Origin of the sequence: Aneurinibacillus aneurinilyticus ATCC 12856 (assembly GCF_000466385.1) — a bacterium.
Classification (GTDB): domain Bacteria; phylum Bacillota; class Bacilli; order Aneurinibacillales; family Aneurinibacillaceae; genus Aneurinibacillus; species Aneurinibacillus aneurinilyticus.
Genome location: NZ_KE952812.1, coordinates 51,147 through 73,123, shown reverse-complemented (window position 1 = coordinate 73,123; position 21,977 = coordinate 51,147). Strand labels below are relative to the sequence as shown.

21 protein-coding genes are annotated in these 21,977 nt (G+C 44.6%); 1 reads left to right on the top strand and 20 read right to left on the bottom strand.

All coding sequences use genetic code 11. The features are described 5' to 3' along the window. Positions 1–113: 113 nt before the first annotated feature. The 15 genes from lepB to HMPREF0083_RS14705 all read right to left on the bottom strand — a co-directional run bounded on the left by lepB (position 114) and on the right by HMPREF0083_RS14705 (position 15,872). Entirely contained in the window at positions 114–815 is a 702-nt protein-coding gene (gene lepB / locus HMPREF0083_RS14775) for a signal peptidase I (RefSeq protein WP_040302902.1), read from the bottom strand. 291 nt (positions 816–1,106) lie between these two features. Continuing rightward, on the bottom strand, positions 1,107–2,231 hold the full coding sequence (gene mqnC, locus HMPREF0083_RS14770) for a cyclic dehypoxanthinyl futalosine synthase (protein ID WP_021622303.1): 1,125 nt from the start codon (positions 2,229–2,231) through the stop codon (positions 1,107–1,109). Between the two features lie 86 nt (positions 2,232–2,317). Then, positions 2,318–2,539 carry a hypothetical protein gene (locus HMPREF0083_RS14765; protein ID WP_021622302.1) on the bottom strand — a complete coding sequence of 74 codons (222 nt, stop codon included), beginning with the start codon at positions 2,537–2,539 and terminating at the stop codon, positions 2,318–2,320. Between the two features lie 24 nt (positions 2,540–2,563). Further along, positions 2,564–3,073 carry a hypothetical protein gene (locus HMPREF0083_RS14760; RefSeq protein ID WP_021622301.1) on the bottom strand — a complete coding sequence of 170 codons (510 nt, stop codon included), beginning with the start codon at positions 3,071–3,073 and terminating at the stop codon, positions 2,564–2,566. Between the two features lie 33 nt (positions 3,074–3,106). Next, positions 3,107–4,024, bottom strand: a complete 918-nt coding sequence (gene dnaI / locus HMPREF0083_RS14755; RefSeq protein ID WP_040302901.1) for a primosomal protein DnaI — start codon at positions 4,022–4,024, stop codon at positions 3,107–3,109. A gap of 27 nt (positions 4,025–4,051) precedes the next feature. Further along, positions 4,052–5,557, bottom strand: coding sequence for a replication initiation and membrane attachment family protein (locus HMPREF0083_RS14750; RefSeq protein WP_021622299.1), 1,506 nt, complete (start codon positions 5,555–5,557; stop codon positions 4,052–4,054). Positions 5,558–5,612: 55 nt separating this feature from the next. Then, on the bottom strand, positions 5,613–7,232 hold the full coding sequence (locus HMPREF0083_RS14745; protein ID WP_021622298.1) for an MBL fold metallo-hydrolase RNA specificity domain-containing protein: 1,620 nt from the start codon (positions 7,230–7,232) through the stop codon (positions 5,613–5,615). A gap of 38 nt (positions 7,233–7,270) precedes the next feature. Beyond that, positions 7,271–7,738: a transcriptional regulator NrdR gene (gene nrdR, locus HMPREF0083_RS14740; RefSeq protein ID WP_040302899.1), complete on the bottom strand. Its 468-nt coding sequence runs from the start codon at positions 7,736–7,738 to the stop codon at positions 7,271–7,273. Positions 7,739–7,937: 199 nt separating this feature from the next. After that, a complete protein-coding gene (locus HMPREF0083_RS14735; protein ID WP_021622296.1) occupies positions 7,938–8,972 on the bottom strand; it encodes a glyceraldehyde-3-phosphate dehydrogenase in 1,035 nt (344 codons plus the stop codon). A 278-nt stretch (positions 8,973–9,250) separates the two neighbouring features. Further along, positions 9,251–9,826, bottom strand: a complete 576-nt coding sequence (locus tag HMPREF0083_RS14730) for a lytic transglycosylase domain-containing protein (RefSeq protein ID WP_040302898.1) — start codon at positions 9,824–9,826, stop codon at positions 9,251–9,253. Positions 9,827–9,870: 44 nt separating this feature from the next. Next, positions 9,871–10,467 (bottom strand): dephospho-CoA kinase, encoded by a 597-nt coding sequence (coaE, locus tag HMPREF0083_RS14725; RefSeq protein ID WP_021622293.1) that lies wholly within the window; start codon positions 10,465–10,467, stop codon positions 9,871–9,873. Between the two features lie 18 nt (positions 10,468–10,485). Continuing rightward, a complete protein-coding gene (ytaF, locus tag HMPREF0083_RS14720) occupies positions 10,486–11,163 on the bottom strand; it encodes a sporulation membrane protein YtaF (protein ID WP_081696088.1) in 678 nt (225 codons plus the stop codon). Between the two features lie 172 nt (positions 11,164–11,335). After that, positions 11,336–12,166 (bottom strand): DNA-formamidopyrimidine glycosylase, encoded by an 831-nt coding sequence (gene mutM, locus HMPREF0083_RS14715; protein ID WP_021622291.1) that lies wholly within the window; start codon positions 12,164–12,166, stop codon positions 11,336–11,338. 26 nt (positions 12,167–12,192) lie between these two features. Beyond that, on the bottom strand, positions 12,193–14,841 hold the full coding sequence (polA, locus tag HMPREF0083_RS14710; RefSeq protein ID WP_021622290.1) for a DNA polymerase I: 2,649 nt from the start codon (positions 14,839–14,841) through the stop codon (positions 12,193–12,195). A gap of 203 nt (positions 14,842–15,044) precedes the next feature. Beyond that, positions 15,045–15,872 carry a prohibitin family protein gene (locus HMPREF0083_RS14705; RefSeq protein WP_021622289.1) on the bottom strand — a complete coding sequence of 276 codons (828 nt, stop codon included), beginning with the start codon at positions 15,870–15,872 and terminating at the stop codon, positions 15,045–15,047. 325 nt (positions 15,873–16,197) lie between these two features. On the opposite strand from HMPREF0083_RS14705, the gene HMPREF0083_RS30155 reads away from it, so the two are divergent. Continuing rightward, positions 16,198–16,434: an EamA family transporter gene (locus HMPREF0083_RS30155; RefSeq protein WP_378431428.1), complete on the top strand. Its 237-nt coding sequence runs from the start codon at positions 16,198–16,200 to the stop codon at positions 16,432–16,434. On the opposite strand, the gene pnpS is transcribed toward HMPREF0083_RS30155, so the two are convergent. The 5 genes from pnpS to icd form a co-directional block, all read right to left on the bottom strand. Continuing rightward, on the bottom strand, positions 16,388–18,172 hold the full coding sequence (gene pnpS / locus HMPREF0083_RS14700) for a two-component system histidine kinase PnpS (RefSeq protein ID WP_021622287.1): 1,785 nt from the start codon (positions 18,170–18,172) through the stop codon (positions 16,388–16,390). The genes HMPREF0083_RS30155 and pnpS overlap by 47 nt on opposite strands. A gap of 1 nt (position 18,173) precedes the next feature. Next, entirely contained in the window at positions 18,174–18,875 is a 702-nt protein-coding gene (locus HMPREF0083_RS14695) for a response regulator transcription factor (RefSeq protein ID WP_021622286.1), read from the bottom strand. A gap of 11 nt (positions 18,876–18,886) precedes the next feature. Continuing rightward, positions 18,887–19,357, bottom strand: coding sequence for a hypothetical protein (locus HMPREF0083_RS14690; RefSeq protein ID WP_021622285.1), 471 nt, complete (start codon positions 19,355–19,357; stop codon positions 18,887–18,889). Between the two features lie 179 nt (positions 19,358–19,536). Continuing rightward, positions 19,537–20,481, bottom strand: coding sequence for a malate dehydrogenase (gene mdh, locus HMPREF0083_RS14685; protein WP_021622284.1), 945 nt, complete (start codon positions 20,479–20,481; stop codon positions 19,537–19,539). 136 nt (positions 20,482–20,617) lie between these two features. Further along, the gene (gene icd / locus HMPREF0083_RS14680) at positions 20,618–21,892 is read right to left on the bottom strand and encodes an NADP-dependent isocitrate dehydrogenase (protein ID WP_148315979.1); all 1,275 of its coding nucleotides are present in this window, start codon (positions 21,890–21,892) and stop codon (positions 20,618–20,620) included. Positions 21,893–21,977 lie beyond the last annotated feature (85 nt).

Here is a 21,977-nt window from a genome sequence, read left to right as displayed (position 1 = left end):
TCTTCCACCTTATGGATAATCAACAGGCGTGATACCTTCTTAATCAATTAACAAAAAACGCCCGTCCTTCCGATGCGGAAAGAGAGGGCGTGTTCCAACACTGAACGCAGGTCTTATAACGGTATATTCTTTTTATGCTTTTGTTCTTTGCCAGCGACATATCCGATAACTTTGCCTTTAATATATTCTGTAGGCAACGCTCCGAACTGCTTGCTATCATAAGCGTTAACCCAATCATCGTCCACAACAAATACATGGCCCTGAGGAACTATGATCTCCCTCATATTAACCTTGCACTGTTTTTTCATTCTCATTACATGCGCTTCACTCTTATCCCGATCAATTCGCTTGCGTAAGTCTATATATTGCTTTAGATCCATTCCTTTATGCTGAAACCTGCCGTAAAACGTATCAAGTACCTTGCCGTTAATGTAGAGCTGCCCTTCTTTAATTCGAACGCGCTCCTCCCCGAATGCTACAATACGGGATAATCTATGACCGCGCACACTTCCCGGAACGACATGGTAGACGATGTCTCCTCTGGACATGTCCTTATCTCCATAATCGAAATCGACCACTATGTCCCTGCGATAAAATACTCGGCACTTCTGATTCCCATATGGTCGCCAATTCTCCATATTATTGTAGGCATACTGTCTGACTACTGTCTTACCCGCAATATTCCCCGGCATAATCGCCTGTGGCTTGGGACTCGTATGCCAGTCCATCATCACTTCTTCGTCCCTGTTGAATGAGCAGGCAGATATGGCCAACAGCATTACATAAATTATTAATAAAGTGCCAAACTTATTCACGGTTCTCTCCCTACCCTACTCTGTACTCTATACTCTAAGACGAATTCTACACGAATTTGTTTCAAATTCCGGCAGGTTTATCTTTAAAATTTTTTCCAGATTCCTTTATAACAAAAAATCGGAGAAATCTTCCTCAATTAAAGCAAAAAACGCTTATCCAAGATATCTCACCTCCGTAAGTGAAATATAAGATAAGCGTTGTTACTACCTGCAATAAACGGTGTAAATACACGATAAATTGCGTATGAAGTTTTAACTACATTCGTTGAAATAAGCGTAATGTACCCTAAACTAGTTCTGCATCACAAAATCCGTCTCCATCGTATCCCCTTCTTGGAAAACGCGCAGGATTTCGTATTTCGTATTGCGCTGTGCCGGAATTTTGCCCGCTTCACGAATCAATTCAAGAATGTGATTCGTATTTACTTTGTACGTACAAGCTGCTGCCGATACGACATTTTCCTCCATCATCGTTGAACCGAAATCATTGCAGCCGTACTGAAGTGACAGCTTACCCACTTCCGGTCCCATAGTTACCCAGGAAGATTGGAAGTTCGGGATATTATCGACCATCAATCGGGAAATAGCAACATTTTGTAAGTATTGTTCCGGTGTCTGTTTTTCCGCCTTCATATTCGTATTCTCTGGCTGGAACGTCCAGGAGATAAATGCCAGGAACCCGGGGCCGCCTACCGCTTTCATCTCATCCTGCGCTTCGCGTATGCGCAGCATATGAAGCACGCGCTCCTCCAGCGCTTCGCCAAAGCCGATAACCATCGTTGCCGTTGTAGACATTCCAACACGATTCGCCTGTTTCATGACATCGATCCACTGCTGCCAAGAGCCTTTGAGACGGCTAATTTTTCTGCGGGTACGGTCATCAAGAATTTCTGCTCCCGCGCCTGGCAGCGAATCGAGTCCTGCATCATGAAGCAAACGAATTGTTTCTTCTATAGGTTTATTCGATACTTCTGCAATTTTTACGATTTCTGCCACGGACAGCGAATGCATCTGAATTGATGGAAAACGTTGCTTAATACCACGCAGCAAATTGGTGTAATACTCCAAAGGCAGGTTCGGATTCGTACCGCCCTGCATCAAAATTTCCGTCCCCTGTACATCAACGGTTTCCTGAATTTTTTTATAAATTTCTTCTTCCGGCAGTACATACCCTTCCTTCGAGCCCGGCGCACGATAGAACGCACAAAAGCGGCAGTATGTATCACATATATTCGTATAATTAATATTGCGTCCAATTACAAATGTCGTAACCGGCTCCGGATGCCACTTCTCCATGACCTTATTGGCATAATGGCCTATCTTTTCTATTTCATTGCTTTCATACAGGCGAAGGCCATCTTCTAGTCCTAGCCGTTCACCAGCCAATGCCCGCTCCAATATTTGGTCAATCGTCACGGTGTATCCCTCCAAACGTTACATTCACTCTTTCATCGTAACACAAAGCCCCCTGCTTGCCTACCACGCAGGGGGTGTCCGAACTTTTATTCTGTAAAGCCAATTTCTTCATATACTTCCGGTTGCCAGTGGATAACACAACGATCAAGCGGTAAATTAATCTCCCGCATTCCGTTCGGCTTACCGTTGAAATAAATAATTTCTGACAGGATGACACGCGTATCTTTAATCTGTACTTCACCTTGCAAACGTTGTACTGTTTGATCCATCCCGTAAAATACAACTTCCCCTGTCCCTAACGTTTTCATTTCTTTTCCTCCCTATCCTTCCTCTTATTTGTTATTTTGGGCTGTTTCAATAAATGCTTTAATTTCTTCAGGCGAGAAACGGGAGAGGATGTCCTGCTTGATTTTCTTCTTGTCTGCTGCTGTCAGACCGGCCGAAACCATAGAGCGGTATTCATTCATCTCGGAAACAGAAAAGCGCTTCATAGCATAGCGCATCGCTTCACTATTGTCCTTAAATTGAATGGTTTGCTTGGCACTTTGTTTGGCACCTTGTCCTTTTTCCGTTTCTTTTTCACCCTTTTCCTTCTTATCACCCAAAACAGCAGAAGTATCATTTGCTTTGCTGATTTCAGCTTGTATGGCCGGATCTTCCACTGCTTCCTCCAGCTTAGCCTGAAGCTCTTTATCTTCTAGCATTTTTTTTACGGCCGGGTCCTTCATCACTTCATCGGTCACTTTCTTCATCGTCTTGTCTGCTGCATAATCGAACGCTACCTTGGCACCGATACCTAGCAAAACAAGAAGAGAGAGGCCTATTAGCAGCCATTTTTTCATGCTTATATCACCTTGCCTTCCTCAGCGATTTCATTACTGAATCCGACGATTGTTGCCATTTACTTCATATGCTTTTGTGTAATAGCGAATGCGTTCCATAATTCGCATCGCCTTCAACTGTTCGACTCCGGCCTTTTGCGAATAGGCAAGATGGTCCTGCAACTGTTCATACGTATAATTTGATGTATACAATACGGGCAGGTTCTCGCTCACCCGATATTGAAGAATCGCTCCCAGTACTTCATCACGTGCCCACGGTGACAGCGTCTCCGCTCCAATGTCGTCGAGAATGAGCACGGGTACTTCTTTGAGCACAGCGATTTTCTCCTGTACGGTATTGTCTCCAAGCGCGTCTTTAATCTCCCTGAAAAAGTCGGGCGTATAGACCATTAGCGAAGCAATGCCTCTCTCAGCCAGCTTTTTGGCGGCTGCCCCCATTAAATAGCTCTTGCCTACGCCGAACGGCCCGTAGAAATACAATCCTTTCGCACCTGGTGTTCCCGGTTCGACATGCTGGCAAAATTCCAGCACCGCTTCTATTGCGTCAATTCGCTCATCATCTGCATCCAAGTCTGCAAACGATGCACCTACAATTTCCTTTGGAATATGATGCGTTCGAATAAGCCTGGAACGTTCCTTTTGTTGACGATCCAGCAAATACAAGCGGCAGGGTGTGTGCCTTACTTCAATAGATATACCTGTCCAGTCCATTGCTGCCTTATGTCCCTGTAGCAGGTTCGGACAGGCGTCAAGACCGGGACAATGGCGACAATGCTCCGTTTCATCAAGCGTTTGTTTAACCCTTGACAATGACTGTGCGATATGGGCTACAGTAATCTCCGGATGCTCCCGGCGCAGCTCGACGACTTCAGGACTTTGGGCTATATCATCGACGATCTGGTCGAACGAATATTTTCCATTTATTTTATATGAAGCCAGTAATTTGTTCATCCGCTGCATCCTCCTCTCTCCCCCTCTCTATTGCTTGTTTTCTCCCATTGCTTTCAGAAGGGCCTTTACACGCTGACGCTTTTTCTCATGTTCAGAATCGGATACCGGCTGCCCACTTCCCTGCTCTGCCGGTACCGCCTTCTGCTCCTGCAATTTGCGCTGACGTTCGAGCTGTTGGAGGATAAGCGGTGGAATTTCGTCTTTCTTTTTGCTTCTTCCGCCGGATATCCCACGCGCCGTAGTTTTTTTCTCATCAGACGCCTTTTTATCGAAGAAAAGCGTCTTGCCGTTCTTGCGCTCTAGATAAAATTGTCGTGCCTGCCGCTTCGCTTCCTGCACCGTTTGAATGTTGTGCCGTTTCCAGTGGCCCGCTATTTTATAAATCACGTCTTTCGGAAGCTGTCTATCATATGCGAGCATAACATACTCCAATAGCACATTTACCACGCCCGGGGGCAATTGATACTGTTCAAGCAATTCTTCAACAATTTTCTGGTCAGCCGGAGCGATTTTGCCTCCCCGTTGATAATATTCCATCAATTGCAATGGAGACAGCGAGGCCAACAAACGTGCATGATTCTCCGCTTCAGATAACAGATGTTCCTGCTCCTTCGCTTCTGTGTCCGATTGGAATACAATTTCTTCCTTCGCTACGATTTTTGGAACCCTTCCATTCTCCTGACCGTACCACTCTTTTATCCTGCGTCGCAAAGTGATTAAATCAATTGTATCTTCCGGAATAACGACGGGCTCTTGAAGAAATCTCGCCATCATCTCACTATCAATCCCGTACGTGAATGCAAGATTATCAAGCTCTGTTTTCACTTCTTTCGTAAACAGCCCCTGTTTCTTCACCATTTTTGGAAGCGACGCTTCTAAAAACTCAAAATCCAGTCGGGACTCCGAGTAATTGCGTACTTCACTTGCGCTCGGATTAAAGGATGGAAGCGGACTCTCTTCTTCCGTCTCCTGAAGAAATTGATACGTTTCTGTACCTCTTACTACCTTCATTTCGCTTGGAGAAAGGTGATAAAACACTTCATCAAATGCTTTCGTAATTCGGGTCCGTTCCGCTGTGTCCAGTGTACGCCCCGCATCCATCATGGAAAAACGCCTTCTGAGCTTTCGGTAAAATTCCTTACCAACACGGTTAAGCAACATAATGCTTAATGTATCATCACGAAAAAACACATCCGGAGAATGAGGGGGCTGTAACACGTATTCAAACGTTCGCTCTCCTCCTTCATCAATCTGGTAAGCTTCCAGCAATCCGATGGCTTCCAATTGATGTCTCGCCTTGAGAATGACGTCCAGTGGCGCCGCCATCGTCACCATCAAACCATAGTGAAGCCCCTGTATCGGAGAAAAGCTTGCCAGCGACAAATTGTGGAGCAATGTCTGATAAAGTGCAATTGGCAACGCACCTACCAACGGCTGATATAAGTGTATCACGTATCCGATTTCTGCATTGCTAATAGGTCGCCTTACACGAATAAGGTAGGGATCATTGGGGACGGTTTCCTGCCATCTCACCCGTATATCACTCCCTGTATGTCAGTCTTTCTCATATATTATATCATCGAACTTCTTATTCTTCACAATCTTGTGCCGACTGTTCCAGCGCCTCTACACAAACGGCAAGACGCTCCAGCACCTCTTGTTTCTGGGCAGGAGATAACGCTTGCGACTGTAGGACATTTTGTAACTCTAATGAGGCTAGTGTTACACTTTCCAGTGCATATTCAAGTCCATCCGGCAGCTTTACTGGCTCCTTCCCTGCCGAAGCATGACCGGTTATTTCTATCGCCTCGCCGTACGTTACCGTCTCAAAACGATAGGGAACATGGGCATCCAATCCAAGCGTCTCACTCACAGTTTTGGCAAAGTGAAGCGATACGGCTTCTTCACCATGTACAATAAAAACTTTTTTCGGCTTATAAGTAAAGCTAGCAAGCCATTCCAGCAAACCCGCCTGATCGGCATGTGCAGAAAATCCTTCAATGTTATGAATATGTGCCAATACATTAATATCCTCACCGAAAATTCGGACCCGCCTTGCTCCGTCAACAATACGACGTCCAAGTGTACCTTGAGCCTGATACCCGACAAATACAATATGGGATTTCGGTCTCCAAAGATGATGCTTTAAATGGTGTTTAATTCGTCCGGCTTCACACATACCGCTTGATGAAATGATGATTGTGCCGCTAACTACACGGTTCAGACGCTGTGACTTCTCCACTGTCTCCACAAATTGCAGACCGGGAAACGAGAGCGGGTCCATTCCTTGCCGCAAGTACTGCTGGCTCTCCTCATCAAATACCTCCTGGTTACGACGAAATATCCGCGTCGCCTCTATCGCGAGCGGACTATCAATAAATACTGGTAGCGGCGCAATTTTCCCTTCATGTAAAAGCTTGGACAATTCATAAATAATCTCCTGTGTACGACCAACCGAAAAGGAAGGAATAATTATATTGCCGCCTTGCTTTTGGATAGTCTGGACAATCCCACCAAGAATTTCACCACGGTCGACTCGTTCACCGTGCAGTCGATCACCGTATGTTGATTCGATGAATACGTAATCCGCCTCATCGATAAAAGCCGGATCCTTTACAATGGCCTGCTGTTTACTTCCCAAATCTCCGGAGAATACCAGTTTACACGCACTATCCATCTCCGGTGTATTCACCCACATCTCGATAATGGCCGACCCAAGGATATGCCCAGCATCACGCATACGAATAGTTATCCCCGGTACAACTTGCGTACATTGATCATATGGTATACCTTGAAACTGGGATAAACAGTATCGTGCGTCTTTTTCCGTATACAACGGTTTCATCTGGGGGCGTCCTCGGCGACGGCGCTTTCTATTGTACCATTCAGCTTCCGCTTCTTGAATATGTCCACTATCCGGAAGCATGATAGAACAAAGATCCACCGTTGAATGTGTAGCAATAATCGGTCCTGAAAACCCTTGTTTACATAACTTCGGTATGAGGCCGCTGTGATCAATGTGGGCATGTGTCAGTACAACCGCTGCAATCTCACCTGGGTTAAAAGGAAAACTTTGTTCATTCCATTGTTCAAGCTCTTTATTCCCTTGAAACATTCCGCAATCAATCAAAATTTTATGCCTGCCAGTATCCAGCACATAGCAAGAGCCTGTTACCGTTCTCGCTCCCCCTATAAATTGTATCTTCACTTCCGTTCGCCTTCCCTTATTCGCTTCATACCTCGGCGTTATTCTTTCTTCTTACTATTATGAATTAAGTCTTCCAATTCCTTGACAAATACATTAATATCTTTAAACTGCCGATACACGGATGCAAAGCGGACATATGCCACCTCATCAACGTTATACAACGCATTCATCACTAATTCGCCAACATCTTTGCTCTGAACCTCCGCTTGACCACCGTTGCGCAATTCACGCTCAATTTGATCCACAATCATTTCTAAGGTATCCAACGGGACAGGCCGTTTCTCGCAGGCACGGATAATCCCGCGCAGAATTTTCTCACGACTGAACTCCTCACGAGTTCCTTCTTTCTTCACCACCAGTAGCGGTGTCTCCTCCACCATCTCGAACGTGGTAAACCGCCTGCCGCATTGCTCACATTCCCGACGTCGCCGAATAGATTTACTATCATTTACTGGCCGCGAATCAAGTACCCGTGTTCCATTATGTGCACAATATGGACAACGCATCTCATCAACCCCACTCCATTGCGTACTTTTCCCTAGTTTGTCCCAGAAAAGCGCCAACGTCAAGAGTAAAAAACGAAGGGCCTTATTTTCACATTCATTCGCATGTGTACATAAAGGCTAAATATTTGTTATTGATGAAAAAACGGGACAATCCGTTTTTTCGGATTGTCCCATCTTTTACATGATAAGCATTAGACGCTTACACAGTTACTTCCACTTTTTTTTTCGCATTCGCAGCAGCGGATACGTGTTTTGCCAAGTCGAGTACACGGCAGGAATAACCCCATTCGTTATCATACCAGGCAAGCACCTTCACCTGCTTCTCGCCCATCACCATCGTTGACAGCGCATCTACGATAGAAGAGTTCTCATCCCCGTTAAAATCAGAAGATACAAGCGGCTCTTCAGTAAAGCCAAGAATGCCTTGCATACGGCCTTCGCTTGCTTCACGAAGCACACGGTTCACTTCTTCTACTGTCACGCTTTTCTTTACGTTCACAACCAGGTCTACAACCGATACGTTCGGTGTCGGAACGCGAAGCGAGAAGCCGTTCAACTTACCTTGCAGTTGTGGGAGAACACGTCCAACCGCACGAGCCGCACCTGTTGTAGTCGGAATAATCGCCTGTGCACATGCACGTGCTCTGCGCAAATCTTTGTGCGGATTATCCAGATTCTTCTGGTCATTTGTGTAAGAATGCACCGTTGTCATCATGCCATACTCGATGCCAAACGCTTCATCTAATACCTTGGCTACCGGAGCCAGGCAGTTTGTCGTGCAAGATGCATTGGAAATGATATTATGAGCCTCATAATTGTATGCATCATCGTTTACACCCATCACGATCGTTACATCATCGTCTTTTCCCGGTGCTGTGATGACTACTTTTTTTGCACCAGCCTTAATATGTTTACCCGCACCTTCTTTGTCGCGGAATTTTCCTGTCGCTTCGATAACAATCTCCACATCCAACTCCTTCCAAGGAAGATTAGCTGGATCACGGTCGGAAACTACTTTAGTTTCTTTTCCGTTTACGATAATTATGTTATCTTTCGTTTCAATTTTATCGGAAATGTTTCCATGAATTGTGTCATACTTAATAAGATGAGCAAGCGTCTCAACGGGATAGCTAGCGTTAATTGCTACTACTTCTACTTCCGGATCATTCATCGCTTTACGGAATACCATCCGTCCGATACGTCCAAATCCATTAATGGCAATGCGTGTCGTCATTAATATGTTCTCCTCCCCGGATATGTTCCATACTATTACATACCCTCATTATAATAAGTATGACACTTTTTTCAATAGACTAGCGCAAATTTATTATTTTCAGACTATTACAATCTATCGGCTATGCTATCTATATACATCTGATTTGATTAATCGACACTGGTCCTTCTTCTGCCGGAGCGCAAGGCGCATCCAACCTCTTCTTTTTTCCAAATTTTCTCCTTCCAACCACCTGAACTTTTGTTACTACTTAAAAAAGGATGGCCGCAGCCATCCTTCTACTTTAAAGAGCTGAATTCATCAGCATAAATTTTCTCGTATCGATGCTTGTAATATAATGCTCGCTGTACATAATGACGCGTTTCTCCAAACGGAATTCTGGAAAGATGCTCCTCCGTTCCGTCCCATGTCCCTTGTTGCATCCATTTTTTAACATTTCCTGGTCCGGCATTATACGCGGCGATGACCGCATATGGATTATCATTAAACATTTCATGCAGGAAGGAAATATACCACGTTCCGAGCAATATGTTCGTATCCGGCTCGTCCAAGTATTCAGTCGCCATCGGTGAGATTTTGGTCTTCTGTATCGCCCATTCCGCCGTTGTGGGCATCATCTGCATAAGCCCGATTGCTCCCTTTTTGGAGATACGATGTTTATCAAATTTTGATTCGATTTGAATAATCGCCATAATTAAATACGGATCCACATTATACTGCTTGGACGATTTGCGTATTTCTTCTTTGTAATATATCGGGTACATCGCTTTCCACGTAGCAGGTGCATCCAGCAGCAGAAAAACTACCAATAAGCAAAGAAAAAACACCGTGTTTCTGCGACTTAACCGTTTCATCCCCAACTCCTTATCCATACAGTTTCCTGTATCCGTGCGCGCCTTTATTCCAAATTCAACAATATCCCTACCAGCTCATCTACCTGCTGTTCCGTTTCTGAAAGCGTACCGTTGTTGTCAATTACGTAATCTGCCCAAAGACGTTTGTCTTCTATAGACAGTTGAGAGGCGATACGTCGCCGCGCTTCTTCCTCATCAAATCCGTTCCTTTCCATCAAGCGCTCCAATTGCAGGTTGGCTGTACAATATACGACAACTACTTTTTCCACCATATATTCAAGCTTTGACTCGTACAATAACGGAATATCAAGCACAATAAGCGCAATTTTTTCTTCCTGCGCCTCTTTTATCAGCTGACGCATACGTCCCCGTATAGCAGGGTGAACAATCGCATTCAAATCCAGACGTGCCTGCTCGTCCGAAAAAACAAGGGAACCCAGCTTTGTCCGGTCCAATTCATCATTGGCAAGTAAAATGTCTCGTCCAAAGCGCTCGACAACAAGAGACCAGGCTTCTTCACCTGGCCGAACAACCTCACGTGCAATCATGTCCGCATCAATGATACGAGCATCGCGCTCTGCAAGCATTCGTGATACTGTACTTTTTCCACAGGCAATGCCGCCTGTTAATCCAATGACCATATCCTCCTCAACTCGCTCTCACATCATTTTGAAAAAACCGCACAAAATTAGAAGAATTCCCGGAAGATATGTCATTCGCTTTAACCAACCGACTTCTGAATACATAAATCCGAGTTTTAGTCCTGATAGGATAAATAAGCAGCTCACACTTCCAATAACTAGTGCGGTCACCCATGGTTCATAACCAATAAGCGCAGCACCAATACCAGCGCCAAATGCGTCCAAAGAAAGAGCCATCCCAAGAAGCATCGCCTCCACAGCGGAAATCGTACCGGAGCGATCCACATCCGCTTCAGTAGGACGCTTAAGAATTTGTACGATAAGACCAAGCGCTTTAATTTCAAATGCTACAAGCGACTTTGGCTCCCCATTCGGCTGCTCATGCTTCGGCCCTTCTTCCTCCGCTTCCTGTAGCTTTGCATTATATATGGCCCATAAGCCAATAGCGACTAAAATCATTCCCCCCACATATTGGGTAGCAGCAGGTGACAAAAAATACGCCAGCCACTTGCCAATATACATCGAGGCAAGAATCACCAGCGCCGAACACGAGGTTATAATAATAACGGAACGCGCAGGAATCTTGATGCGGCGTATGCCGTATGTGACGCCGACCCCGAATCCATCTAGACTCACTGCAAAGGCCAATGCCAGGAGCGAAAAAATATGCAGCACCCCATTCTCCTCCTTCTCTATCTCGCCCTTCTTTTGCCAACTTATTCATAGGCGCTTGGTACAGTATATGAGAAGAAAAGAAAGGGGTGCCTTCTCTACACAGCACAGAGAATATGCACATACCTTTCATTTGCAGCAACTCGTTTATCCCATCTTAACGGACAGTAATGCCCTCACTGAACGAAGTTTCATTTTAGTTGCGGGGCTGACAGGATGGACAAATATGCGTACCGCGCCCACCAACGACAAACTTCTCGATTGGTGTGCCACATACGACACACGGCTCACCTGTACGGCCGTACGCCTTCAGTGTATGCTGAAATTGCCCCTCTTGTCCCTGTCCATCAACATAAGATTTAATAGAGGATCCTCCTAATAGTATCGACTCGCTCAAGATCTGTACAATGCTAATATGAAGCGCCTTCCATTGCTCATCCGTCAACTCGTCCGGTACCTTCTCCGGATGAATACCCGCCTGAAACAACGCCTCATCTACATAAATATTCCCGAGCCCGACGATTATTTCCTGATTTAACAACAATGGCTTAATTTTACTTTTGCGTCGCTTCACTCTTTCCTTTAGCAGCTCCGCCGTAAACGTCTTATCCAGCGGCTCAGGACCAAGCTTATGCAACGGTGGTCCCGCCATCTCCTTACCTTTAGCAAACAAATGCATTGTTCCGAAAGTCCGAACATCTTTATAGCGAAGCTCTGTGGCGTCAGCAAATTGAAAAATAACGTGAGTATGCTTCTCCACATCGTCTTTCTCTTGATAGAGGCCATAGCGCCCCTCCATCCTCAAATGGGACACCATCACAAAGTCATCAAGGTAGAATAGCAAAAACTTGCCGCGCCGACCGACATCGCGAATCGTTTGCCCCTTCATCAGCTCAATAAATAGCACCGTATCATCCGGGGCTTTAATTAATCTTGGCAGTTTTACGATCACATCAGTGATTGTCTTTCCCGTGACCAGCTTATTCAGCGTACGCCTAACCGTTTCCACTTCAGGCAATTCCGGCATGCAAACTCTCTCCTTCTCATGTTGTGTTACTTCGCTTCATACCAGCTCTTGCCATAATTCACATCGACTTTCAATGGTACATCAAGCGACAAAGCCTTCTCCATTACATCCGGTACAAGCTTGCACATCTGCTCAAGCTCATGCTCCGGTACCTCAAAAATCAATTCATCATGCACTTGAAGCAACATTCGGCTTTCCAGCCTCTCTTCTTCCATTCGTTGCGCCATGTTGACCATCGCCAGCTTAATAATATCTGCAGCCGTTCCCTGAATAGGCGTATTCATCGCTGTGCGCTCAGCAAAACTACGCAAATTGAAGTTGCGGCTATTAATATCTGGCAAATAGCGGCGACGTTTTAACATCGTTGTTACATAGCCATTTTTCTTTGCTTCTGCAATACTGCTATCCATATACTGTCTTACACCTTGATAGACAGAGAAATAACGTTCAATAAATTCGGCCGCTTTCTTCCGGGTAATATTCAAATTCTGCGATAGCCCGTAATCACTAATACCATAAACAATTCCAAAGTTCACAGCCTTGGCCTGACGGCGCATTAACGAGGTAACCTCATCTTCCTTCACACCGAATACGTCCATCGCTGTACGTGTATGAACATCCATATCCCGACGAAATGCGTCAAGCAAGTTCTCATCTTGAGAGATATGTGCGAGAATGCGCAGCTCGATTTGCGAATAATCAGCGGCCAGTATGAACCAGCCTGCCTCGGATGGAACAAAAGCCTGACGAATTCTACGCCCTTCCTCTAAACGAATCGGGATATTCTGCAGGTTTGGCTCCGTGCTGCTCAAACGTCCGGTCGCTGTCACAGCCTGATTAAAAGAAGTGTGGATTTTGCCTGTCTCTTCATGAATTTCTTTTTTCAATCCTTCAATATATGTGGACTGCAACTTGCCTAGTTGACGGAACTCCAAAATAAGCGGCACAATTTCATGCGATTGCTCCAGTTTCTCCAATACATCAGCGCTCGTTGAATAACCGGTTTTCGTCTTTTTAATGACAGGCAATTGCAGCTTGTCAAACAAAATTTCACCTAATTGCTTTGGCGAGTTAATATTGAAATCAACCCCTGCCAGCCTATGAATTCTTGCGGTGAGCGACGCCAGCTTTTCAGTAAGTTCCGCACCCATCTCATCCAAACGTTCCCGGTCAACCCTTACGCCTCTGGTCTCCATAGCACCCAGCACTGTTGCAAGCGGCAGTTCTAAATCATACAGAAGCTCATCCAGTCCTTCGTCTTTCAGCGTTATATCCATTTTGCTATGCAAACGATAGATGGCATCTGCTTTACGCACAATATGCGCTCCGAGAACAGACATATCTGGAGTCGAGCGTTTCGCCCCCTTACCATACACCATATCATCAGAGGTCAGATGCATATTATATCGTTGTGCTACATCACAGAGACGATGATTTGTTTCGGAAGGATTACTCAGGTAAGACGCCAGCAGTATGTCAAAGCAAATACCTTCCAGCTTAATGTTCTTCCATGCAAGTGCCACCTGGCTACGCTTCGCATCATAAACCCACTTCTGCTGTTCCGGGTTAGCCAGCCATTCAGACAACGCTGGCCAGCTTATTTGCTCAAACGGTACATACAAACGCGTAGACCCGCTTACAAGACCAATACCATGGATCGGGGCCCCATGATAATTCTCCGCATCCACCTCGACCATAACCGCCATTGGGGAAGTAAGCCTCCCCATCCATTCATCACGGTTTTTCTCTGTAATGGTTATAAATTCGACATCTTCGTTCACTTGTACAACCTCGGAGCTAGCTTCTACTGCATCAAATCCGAGACGATCCATTAAGGATTTGAACGCAAACCGTTCCAATACAGGTATAATTTTTTCTTTTTTATACGATTGATATATCGTATCCTCGATCGTAACTTCTACAGGTGCATCACGCAGAATAGTAGCCAGTTCTTTGCTCATTCTGGCATCGTCGGCGTGCGTTTCGATCTTTTCCTGGAGCTTCTTTCCTTTCACTTCCGATACGTGCTCTAACACGCCCTCTACGGTTCTGAATTCATGCAACAGCTTAAGAGCCGTTTTCTCGCCAACGCCCGGAATGCCGGGAATATTGTCCGATGTATCACCCATCAAACCTTTTAAATCAATGATCTGTGCAGGTGTTAAATTATACTTGATGGCGATTTCTTCGGGCGAATACAATTCCACTTCACTAATACCTTTACGGGTTAATGCTACCGTCGTTGTATCAGATACAAGTTGCAGCATGTCCTTATCTCCAGATACGATAAGGGTTGTAAATCCATTCGCCTCCGCCCGTGCCGACAAGGTCCCGATAATGTCATCGGCTTCAAATCCTTTTAACTCGTAGTGTTTAATATCAAACGCGTCGAGCAGCTCTTTAATCAACGGAAATTGTGACGATAGCTCCCCTGGCGTTTTCATACGTTTGCCTTTGTAATCTTTATATTCTTCCGTACGGAATGTTACTTTGCCCGCATCGAACGCTACCAGCAAATGTGTCGGCTTTTCTTCTTCAAGCATGCGCAAAAGCATGGTCGTAAATCCGTATACCGCGTTCGTATATAAACCTTCATTCGTCGTTAGAAGGGGAAGCGCGTAAAAAGCACGGTTGGCAATACTGTTGCCATCTATTATCATTAATTTCTTTTCCATTCACATTCCACGCCCTATCTTTCCCATGATAAATACATATACGCCTCCATCATACCATACAGTCCGACAGCATAACAAAGCACGGTTCACAATAAAAAATACGCATCATTCTTCTATATATATGCTTAAGCAACTTTCTGCCAAAGCACACATAGAAGAAGATGCGTATTTATGTTATCTGTATTGCCTTATTCTCATACGTGTTACTTCTGAACATTGAGGAATGGAATCGCGCCACCTGTTGTGCTCGGTAGTTTACCGTCCCACTTCTCAATTGCCTGCTGCTGTACTTCAATTTCGCGCATTCTTACAAGTTCAGGTGTAACATTTTCTCTTTGCAAGCGCAATGATTCAGCGGTAGCCTGTGCTCTTGTAATCGTTTGCTCTTTCTCAATTTTGATTCTATCAAGGTCAAGCTTGGATTTAAGCGCCTGCTGTTCTGCAATTTGCTTCTGCTCAATTGCACGGTTGAATTCATCGCTGAACTTAAATTCTGTAATGTTAATCTCATCAAGCATCATATTATACGTACTCAGCTTTTTAGAAAGAAGTTCTTTTACCTGTAGGCTGACTTCAGAACGCTTGGAGATTAATTGCTCCGCAGTATAACGTGCTACTACTGCCTTTAAGGATTCTCCAATTGCCGGATCAACGATTCTTCCTTTATAATCCATACCTACAGTTTGATAAAGCTTATTAACGCTAGCCGGGTCCATATGGAAGTTAACCGCCATATTGGTTGTTACCACCTGTAGATCTTTAGATGCCGCTGATGCACTGCTCTCCGCCTTTTGGACCCGTACCTCTACTTGTACAATATCCTGGATAAACGGAATTTTAAAATGCATTCCCTCTCCTAATACTGTAGGCTTGACTGCACCAAGCTGTACGATGATCCCGCGATGACCGGCCTGCACAACCGTCAATGATTCAAATGCAAGAATAACAAGAATGATAATAGGAATAACGAACTTGAGAACTTTCCCCATGTTCATGTTCGGACCGCCCATCTTCACAACTTTTTCTCCCATGTTGTTTCCCCCTTTTGTAATCTTCTTGCTAAGTAATACGGATTAGAACGCAAAAAAGTTTCCTTTTTTCATTTTTTCATCGCTACGCTGGCTGTTTCTACGTCAGCCATACTCGTGAAGCTATCAGACGCACCAGCATCCATTATCGCTACATATCGTCTCTTGTTTACGATACTGCTTATGCTTCCATTCGTTTCTACGAGAAATCCGACTCATCCCGTTGCGAGACTAGTACTTGCCGGAATCGTCGGAAGTCTGCTCGCGATCGCAGGCAGCGTATTTATCGGCTGGAGCGACTTTCGCATCGGCGGCACGGCATTACTTGGTGATATCCTCACTCTGCTCGGAGCAGCTACAGTTACTGGTTACTGGCCTCGGAGAGCCTATCGGCGCTGCCATTCTTGCCTATTTTATTCTCAGAGAAAAAGTGACAGCCGTCCAGGTGATTGGCACGGCTGTCATTTTATGCGGCATTTATTTGTTTATGCACTTCAATCGTTCAGACCAAACGAAGCCTAGTTCGAAAAATGATCAACCTGACGCCGCGGCAAAATCACGGTGAACGTTGTACCGCGGCCTTCTTCGCTCTCTACATGAATCATACCATGGTGCGAATCAATTAGATGTTTGACAATCGCCAGACCAAGTCCAGTACCGCCGGATTCCCGCGACCGTGCCTTGTCAACTCGATAGAAGCGCTCAAAAATACGCGAGATATGCTCTGGCGGAATGCCAATGCCTGTATCAGCTATTTTCATCTCAATGCTTTTTGAGTCTCGCTCTTGCAGCGTAATCGTAACCTCTCCATTATCCGGCGTATAATTAATCGCATTGCTGACCAGATTCAATATAATTTGCTGTATCCGATCCTTGTCGCCTTCGATGATTAGGTTTTTCTCTGTCGGGAGGTAAATCGCGATGTTTTTGGCCCGTGCTTCTTCTCGAATGATGCGCACGGTTTCTTTAATCAACTTGTCCAGGTTAATTTCTTCTACCTTTAATGGCATTCTTTTTTGCTCAATTTTTGAGAGATCGAGAATATCGGTAATAAGCCTGTTTAACCGGTCGCTTTCCTCATTAATAATCGTCAGAAACGAGCGGCTAATCTCTGCATCTTCCAACGCCCCGTCAAGCAGCGTTTCCGTAAATCCTTTAATGGATGTGATGGGGGTTTTCAATTCATGAGATACATTTGCTACGAATTCGCTGCGCATTTTCTCAAGACGGCGAATAGCCGTAATGTCGTGCAACAGCACGATAACCCCTTTAATCTCGCCATCTTCGTTCGTATACGCCCCAAGATTCGCATCAATAATATGTTCTTCAGGATAATACACATGAATTTCCTCGCGAATTTTCTCTCCCGTCTCCAGGCAGCGGTCAATGATCAGGCTTAATCCTGAGCTTTTTCCGATTTCCGTATGAAGATGTCCCATGAAATTTTTAGCTTCATAACCAAGTAGTTTCTCCGCCGCTGCATTCATCATCACAATTCGACGTGAATCGCTGATAAGAATCATTCCACTGAACATATTGTTAAGTATACTCTCCAGCCGCTTCTCATTCTCCTGAATAGCCGACATCTGTTGTTCGAGACTGACCGCCATATAATTAATCGCCTGAGCCAGTTGGCCGATTTCACCTTTTACATTCGTTCGGATTCGGTTTTTAAATTCCTTTTTCGTAATTCTCCGTGCTACACGGGTTATTTCTTCGATCGGCTGTGTGATGCTCTTCGTAATACGAGTACTGATAAATCCAAATAGCAAAAGCATCAGCACTAATACGCCGCCAAGACTTACCCACAAATTTCGTACTGTCTCCTGCACTCGTGTAATAGTAATGGATACACGTACAACCCCTTCTATGTTTCCTTCCCTTTTTAGCGGAACAGCTACATAAAGCATGTCATAATTCAACGTATTGCTATGCCTGATCGACTGCCCTTCCCCGCTCTGAAGTGCTGCTCGAATTTCTGGCCGATTTGCGTGATTCGGCAGCGTTTTTGGATCATGCTCCGTATCGGCTATCACTTTTCCTTGATGATCCATGACGGTAATACGTGCCCCGATTTCCTCGGAAAAACGTTTCATGCGCTGCTGAAGAATATCTGTCTTGTCTATTAGGTGACCGTACAATACATCATCAGAAATAATCCGTGCTTCTTTTATGAGTCTTTCTTCCAGTACATCGATGTACGTATTTTGCAGCATCTTCGCAAAATACAAGCCCAATAGCAGAAGCAGTACACCAATAATAAGCACGAAAATAAAATTAAGCCGAATTCGAAACCTCTGCATCTTATCCCTCTAGTTTATAACCCAATCCACGCACAGTCTTAATGTATTTGGGCTGTTTCGTATCCTCTTCAATTTTTTCTCGCAAGTGGCTAATATGAACATCCACAATGCGTGAATCTCCTACAAAATCATAATTCCACACAGCGTTCAACAGTTGATCTCTCGTCATTACACGGCCCGGATGACTCGCCATATATTGAAGTAATTCGAATTCTTTCGGTGTCAATTCAAGTTTATTTCCGCTAAAAACTACTTCATATTTCTCTGGATAAATGACAAGTTGACCAATCGTAATCACTTGTTCATCCGATGCCCCTGCTGATTTCGGCTCTTGCTGCTGTCCGCTCCGCCGCAAAATTGCTTTAACGCGGGCTACCACTTCACGCGGACTAAACGGCTTGGTCATATAATCATCCGCGCCCAGCTCCAGTCCAAGAATTTTATCGAATTCTTCGTCCTTAGCTGTCAGCATCAAAATCGGTGTATTGATTTTTTCCATTCGTAATTTCTTGCACACTTCCATACCGTCCATGCCTGGGAGCATAATATCAAGCACAATTAAATCCGGTTTTTCTGTTTCAGCCAATGTAACTGCTGTCGGACCATCCCCTGTTTTTATTACCTCAAACCCTGCTTTTTGCAGATTAAACTCCAATAAGGTAACAATTGACTGCTCATCATCTACTACCAGAATTTTTTTCACTCTCTACACCCTTATTTCTTAAATTTTTGCGACTCTGCTTTCGACTGCTGCACCAAATCATTCGACTCTTTCAATAGTTGTTCGGCTTTTTGCTCAAATTTTTTGTCCTGCAAGTCATAAAACTTAAATAATTCATCATGCGCTTCGATTCTTTTTTTAATTCCCAGAAGCAGTGTTTCTTTTGTCTCTTCCATCTCTTTCGGTACAGGGGAGTTGAACAGGTCATCATGCATGGATTGAAGCGCCGTTTTTCCTTGATCTACTGCATTCATAATTTTTGTTCGCTTCATGCCTTTAGACGCTTCGCCTCTCACATCTGCGAGCACCTTGCTTGAATTATCGATCGCCTCAAAAGCAGCGCTCGACTTTTGTAAGAATTCCTTCTGATAATAATCTAAATCCTCCTGGCTGGCCGAACATCCCCCAAGCAGTAACAATACAGCTACAAATAACAAGGCTGTGCATATTTTTTTGTTTAGCATAACTATATCCCTCCAAAGCTATCATACCCCATAGGAAAAATAAGAAGCAAGAAGAGGAACATAACCATCCTTTTTTTAAATAGTGCCCCCTCTTATTACACCCTAGATATGTCCAACAAAAAAGAGTCCGGATATAATACACCGGACTCTAACTCTTATAAAAGCTTAATTCATACTATTTAGTTAGCTTTCAATACATCCATTACGCTACGAACTGCATCCGCTGATTTATCCAGCTGCGCCTTTTCTTCATTCGTAAGTTCGAGTTCAAATACTTTCTCAATACCGTCTTTACCAAGCAAAGTCGGCACACCAAGGTATAGATCGTTGTAGCCATATTCGCCTTCCAGGTATGCAATAGAAGGAATGATGCGCTTCTGGTCTTTCAAGATAGCTTCCGCCATTTCCACCAGAGAAGCAGCCGGTGCATAGTAAGCTGAACCGTTACCCAGCAGGTTAACGATTTCTGCACCGCCATTGCGTGTACGATCTACGATTTCATCTAAACGCTCTTTTGGAATAAGTGTTTCAAGCGGAATACCGCCTGCATAGGAGTAACGAACAAGCGGAACCATCGTATCGCCATGACCACCAAGCACAAAGCCTGTTACGTCTTTCACGGACATGTTTAATTCCATTGCTACGAATGTACGGAAACGTGCGGTATCGAGCACACCAGACTGACCGATTACACGGTTTTTCGGGAAACCTGTTGTCTTGAAAAGTGTATATGTCATTGCATCTACCGGGTTAGACAACACAAGAAGCGTACTGTTCGGTGCATATGTTTTGATTTGCTCACCAACAGCTTTCATGATGCCTGCATTTGTGTTAACAAGGTCGTCACGACTCATTCCTGGTTTACGTGCAATACCTGCTGTTACGATAACAAGGTCGGCGCCTTTAATATCTTCGTAGTTGGATGTACCGATTACACTGGCATCAAAGCCTTGTACCGGACCAGCTTCTGCCATATCCAGCGCTTTACCTTTTGTTGGGTTTTCCATTTGTGGGATATCAACAAGTACAACGTCACCCAGCTCTTTTTGTGCAAGAAGGAATGCAGTGGTAGCTCCAGTAAATCCAGAACCGATAACAGCAATTTTTTTACGATTAAAAGACATAAAGGTTCCCTCCTGGTTAAATAAGTTTTATATATGTGATTTAACATATAAGAACATGTTAAATCACATAAGTAAGGGGAAACGTACCCCAGCTTCCTGCTGTGTATACGTTGCCCCGTAAAAACATACATCTATCTTACATATTTTTAATCAATGCATCGCCGAACTCAGAGCACTTCAGCTCTTTTGCACCTTCCATCAAACGTGCAAAATCATACGTCACTTCCTTAGAAGCGATGGTTTTCTCGATAGAGTTCAAGATTAAGTCGGCTGCTTCTGACCATCCCAGATGGCGGAGCAGCATTTCGCCTGATAAGATAACAGAAGAAGGATTTACTTTGTCCAGCCCTGCATACTTCGGAGCCGTTCCATGTGTTGCTTCGAAAATAGCGCGACCGGTTACATAGTTGATGTTTGCACCCGGTGCAATGCCGATGCCGCCAACCTGTGCAGCAAGTGCATCGGAAACATAGTCTCCGTTCAGGTTCAACGTAGCTACCACATCGTATTCAGCAGGACGAGTCAGGATTTGTTGCAAGAATGCATCAGCAATGGAATCTTTTACGATAAGCTTGCCCGCTTCTTCTGCTTCTGCCTGTACTCTGTTTGCCGCGTCTTTACCTTGCTCTTCTACAATACGGTCATATTGTGCCCAAGTGAATACTTTATCGCCAAATTCTTTTTCCGCCACTTCGTAACCCCAGTTTTTGAAAGCACCTTCTGTAAATTTCATGATGTTTCCTTTGTGTACAAGCGTTACGCTCTTGCGGTTGTTATCAAGCGCATATTGAATAGCAGCGCGAACAAGACGGCTTGTCCCTTCTTTGGAAACCGGTTTGATACCGATACCAGATGTTTCAGGGAAACGTATTTTATGCACGCCCATTTCATTTTGCAGGAAAGAAACGACTTTCTTCACCTCATCGCTACCTTCTTGCCATTCGATGCCAGCATAAATATCTTCCGTGTTTTCACGGAAAATAACCATATTTGTCAGTTCAGGATGCTTAACAGGAGAAGGTACACCCTGGAAATACTGTACAGGTCTTACGCATGCATATAAGTCAAGTTCCTGGCGCAGCGCTACGTTGATAGAACGGATTCCGCCGCCAACAGGTGTAGTCAGAGGGCCTTTAATTGCTACCAGGTATTCATTGATTGCTGTCAGTGTGTCTTTCGGAAGCCATTCGCCATACTTATTGAAAGATTTCTCGCCGGCATACACTTCATACCATGCGATTTTCTTCTCGCCATTGTATGCTTTCTCTACAGCCGCATCCAGAACGCGAACAGATGCATTCCAGATATCAGGACCGGTGCCGTCCCCTTCGATATAAGGGACGATGGGATTGTTCGGAACATTGAGCGTTCCCGTGCTGTCAACCGTGATTTTCTCCCCGTGTGCAGGCATTTCATACTTTTCGAAAATAGACACGTTATAACCCTCCCAAGATATGTATTACAGCTTATCGGGTTTTTCCCCGATTACGCAATAT

What these genes read in the sequence shown, in the direction of transcription:
- HMPREF0083_RS14765 (WP_021622302.1), bottom strand. Translation starts at nt 2,539, where the DNA reads ATGAAAACGTTAGGGACAGGGGAAGTTGTATTTTACGGGATGGATCAA.
- HMPREF0083_RS14760 (WP_021622301.1), bottom strand. Translation starts at nt 3,073, where the DNA reads ATGAAAAAATGGCTGCTAATAGGCCTCTCTCTTCTTGTTTTGCTAGGT.
- dnaI (WP_040302901.1), bottom strand. Translation starts at nt 4,024, where the DNA reads ATGAACAAATTACTGGCTTCATATAAAATAAATGGAAAATATTCGTTC.
- nrdR (WP_040302899.1), bottom strand. Translation starts at nt 7,738, where the DNA reads ATGCGTTGTCCATATTGTGCACATAATGGAACACGGGTACTTGATTCG.
- HMPREF0083_RS14735 (WP_021622296.1), bottom strand. Translation starts at nt 8,972, where the DNA reads ATGACGACACGCATTGCCATTAATGGATTTGGACGTATCGGACGGATG.
- HMPREF0083_RS14730 (WP_040302898.1), bottom strand. Translation starts at nt 9,826, where the DNA reads ATGAAACGGTTAAGTCGCAGAAACACGGTGTTTTTTCTTTGCTTATTG.
- coaE (WP_021622293.1), bottom strand. Translation starts at nt 10,467, where the DNA reads ATGGTCATTGGATTAACAGGCGGCATTGCCTGTGGAAAAAGTACAGTA.
- mutM (WP_021622291.1), bottom strand. Translation starts at nt 12,166, where the DNA reads ATGCCGGAATTGCCTGAAGTGGAAACGGTTAGGCGTACGCTGAATAAG.
- polA (WP_021622290.1), bottom strand. Translation starts at nt 14,841, where the DNA reads ATGGAAAAGAAATTAATGATAATAGATGGCAACAGTATTGCCAACCGT.
- HMPREF0083_RS14705 (WP_021622289.1), bottom strand. Translation starts at nt 15,872, where the DNA reads ATGGGAGAAAAAGTTGTGAAGATGGGCGGTCCGAACATGAACATGGGG.
- pnpS (WP_021622287.1), bottom strand. Translation starts at nt 18,172, where the DNA reads ATGCAGAGGTTTCGAATTCGGCTTAATTTTATTTTCGTGCTTATTATT.
- HMPREF0083_RS14690 (WP_021622285.1), bottom strand. Translation starts at nt 19,357, where the DNA reads ATGCTAAACAAAAAAATATGCACAGCCTTGTTATTTGTAGCTGTATTG.
- mdh (WP_021622284.1), bottom strand. Translation starts at nt 20,481, where the DNA reads ATGTCTTTTAATCGTAAAAAAATTGCTGTTATCGGTTCTGGATTTACT.
- icd (WP_148315979.1), bottom strand. Translation starts at nt 21,892, where the DNA reads ATGCCTGCACACGGGGAGAAAATCACGGTTGACAGCACGGGAACGCTC.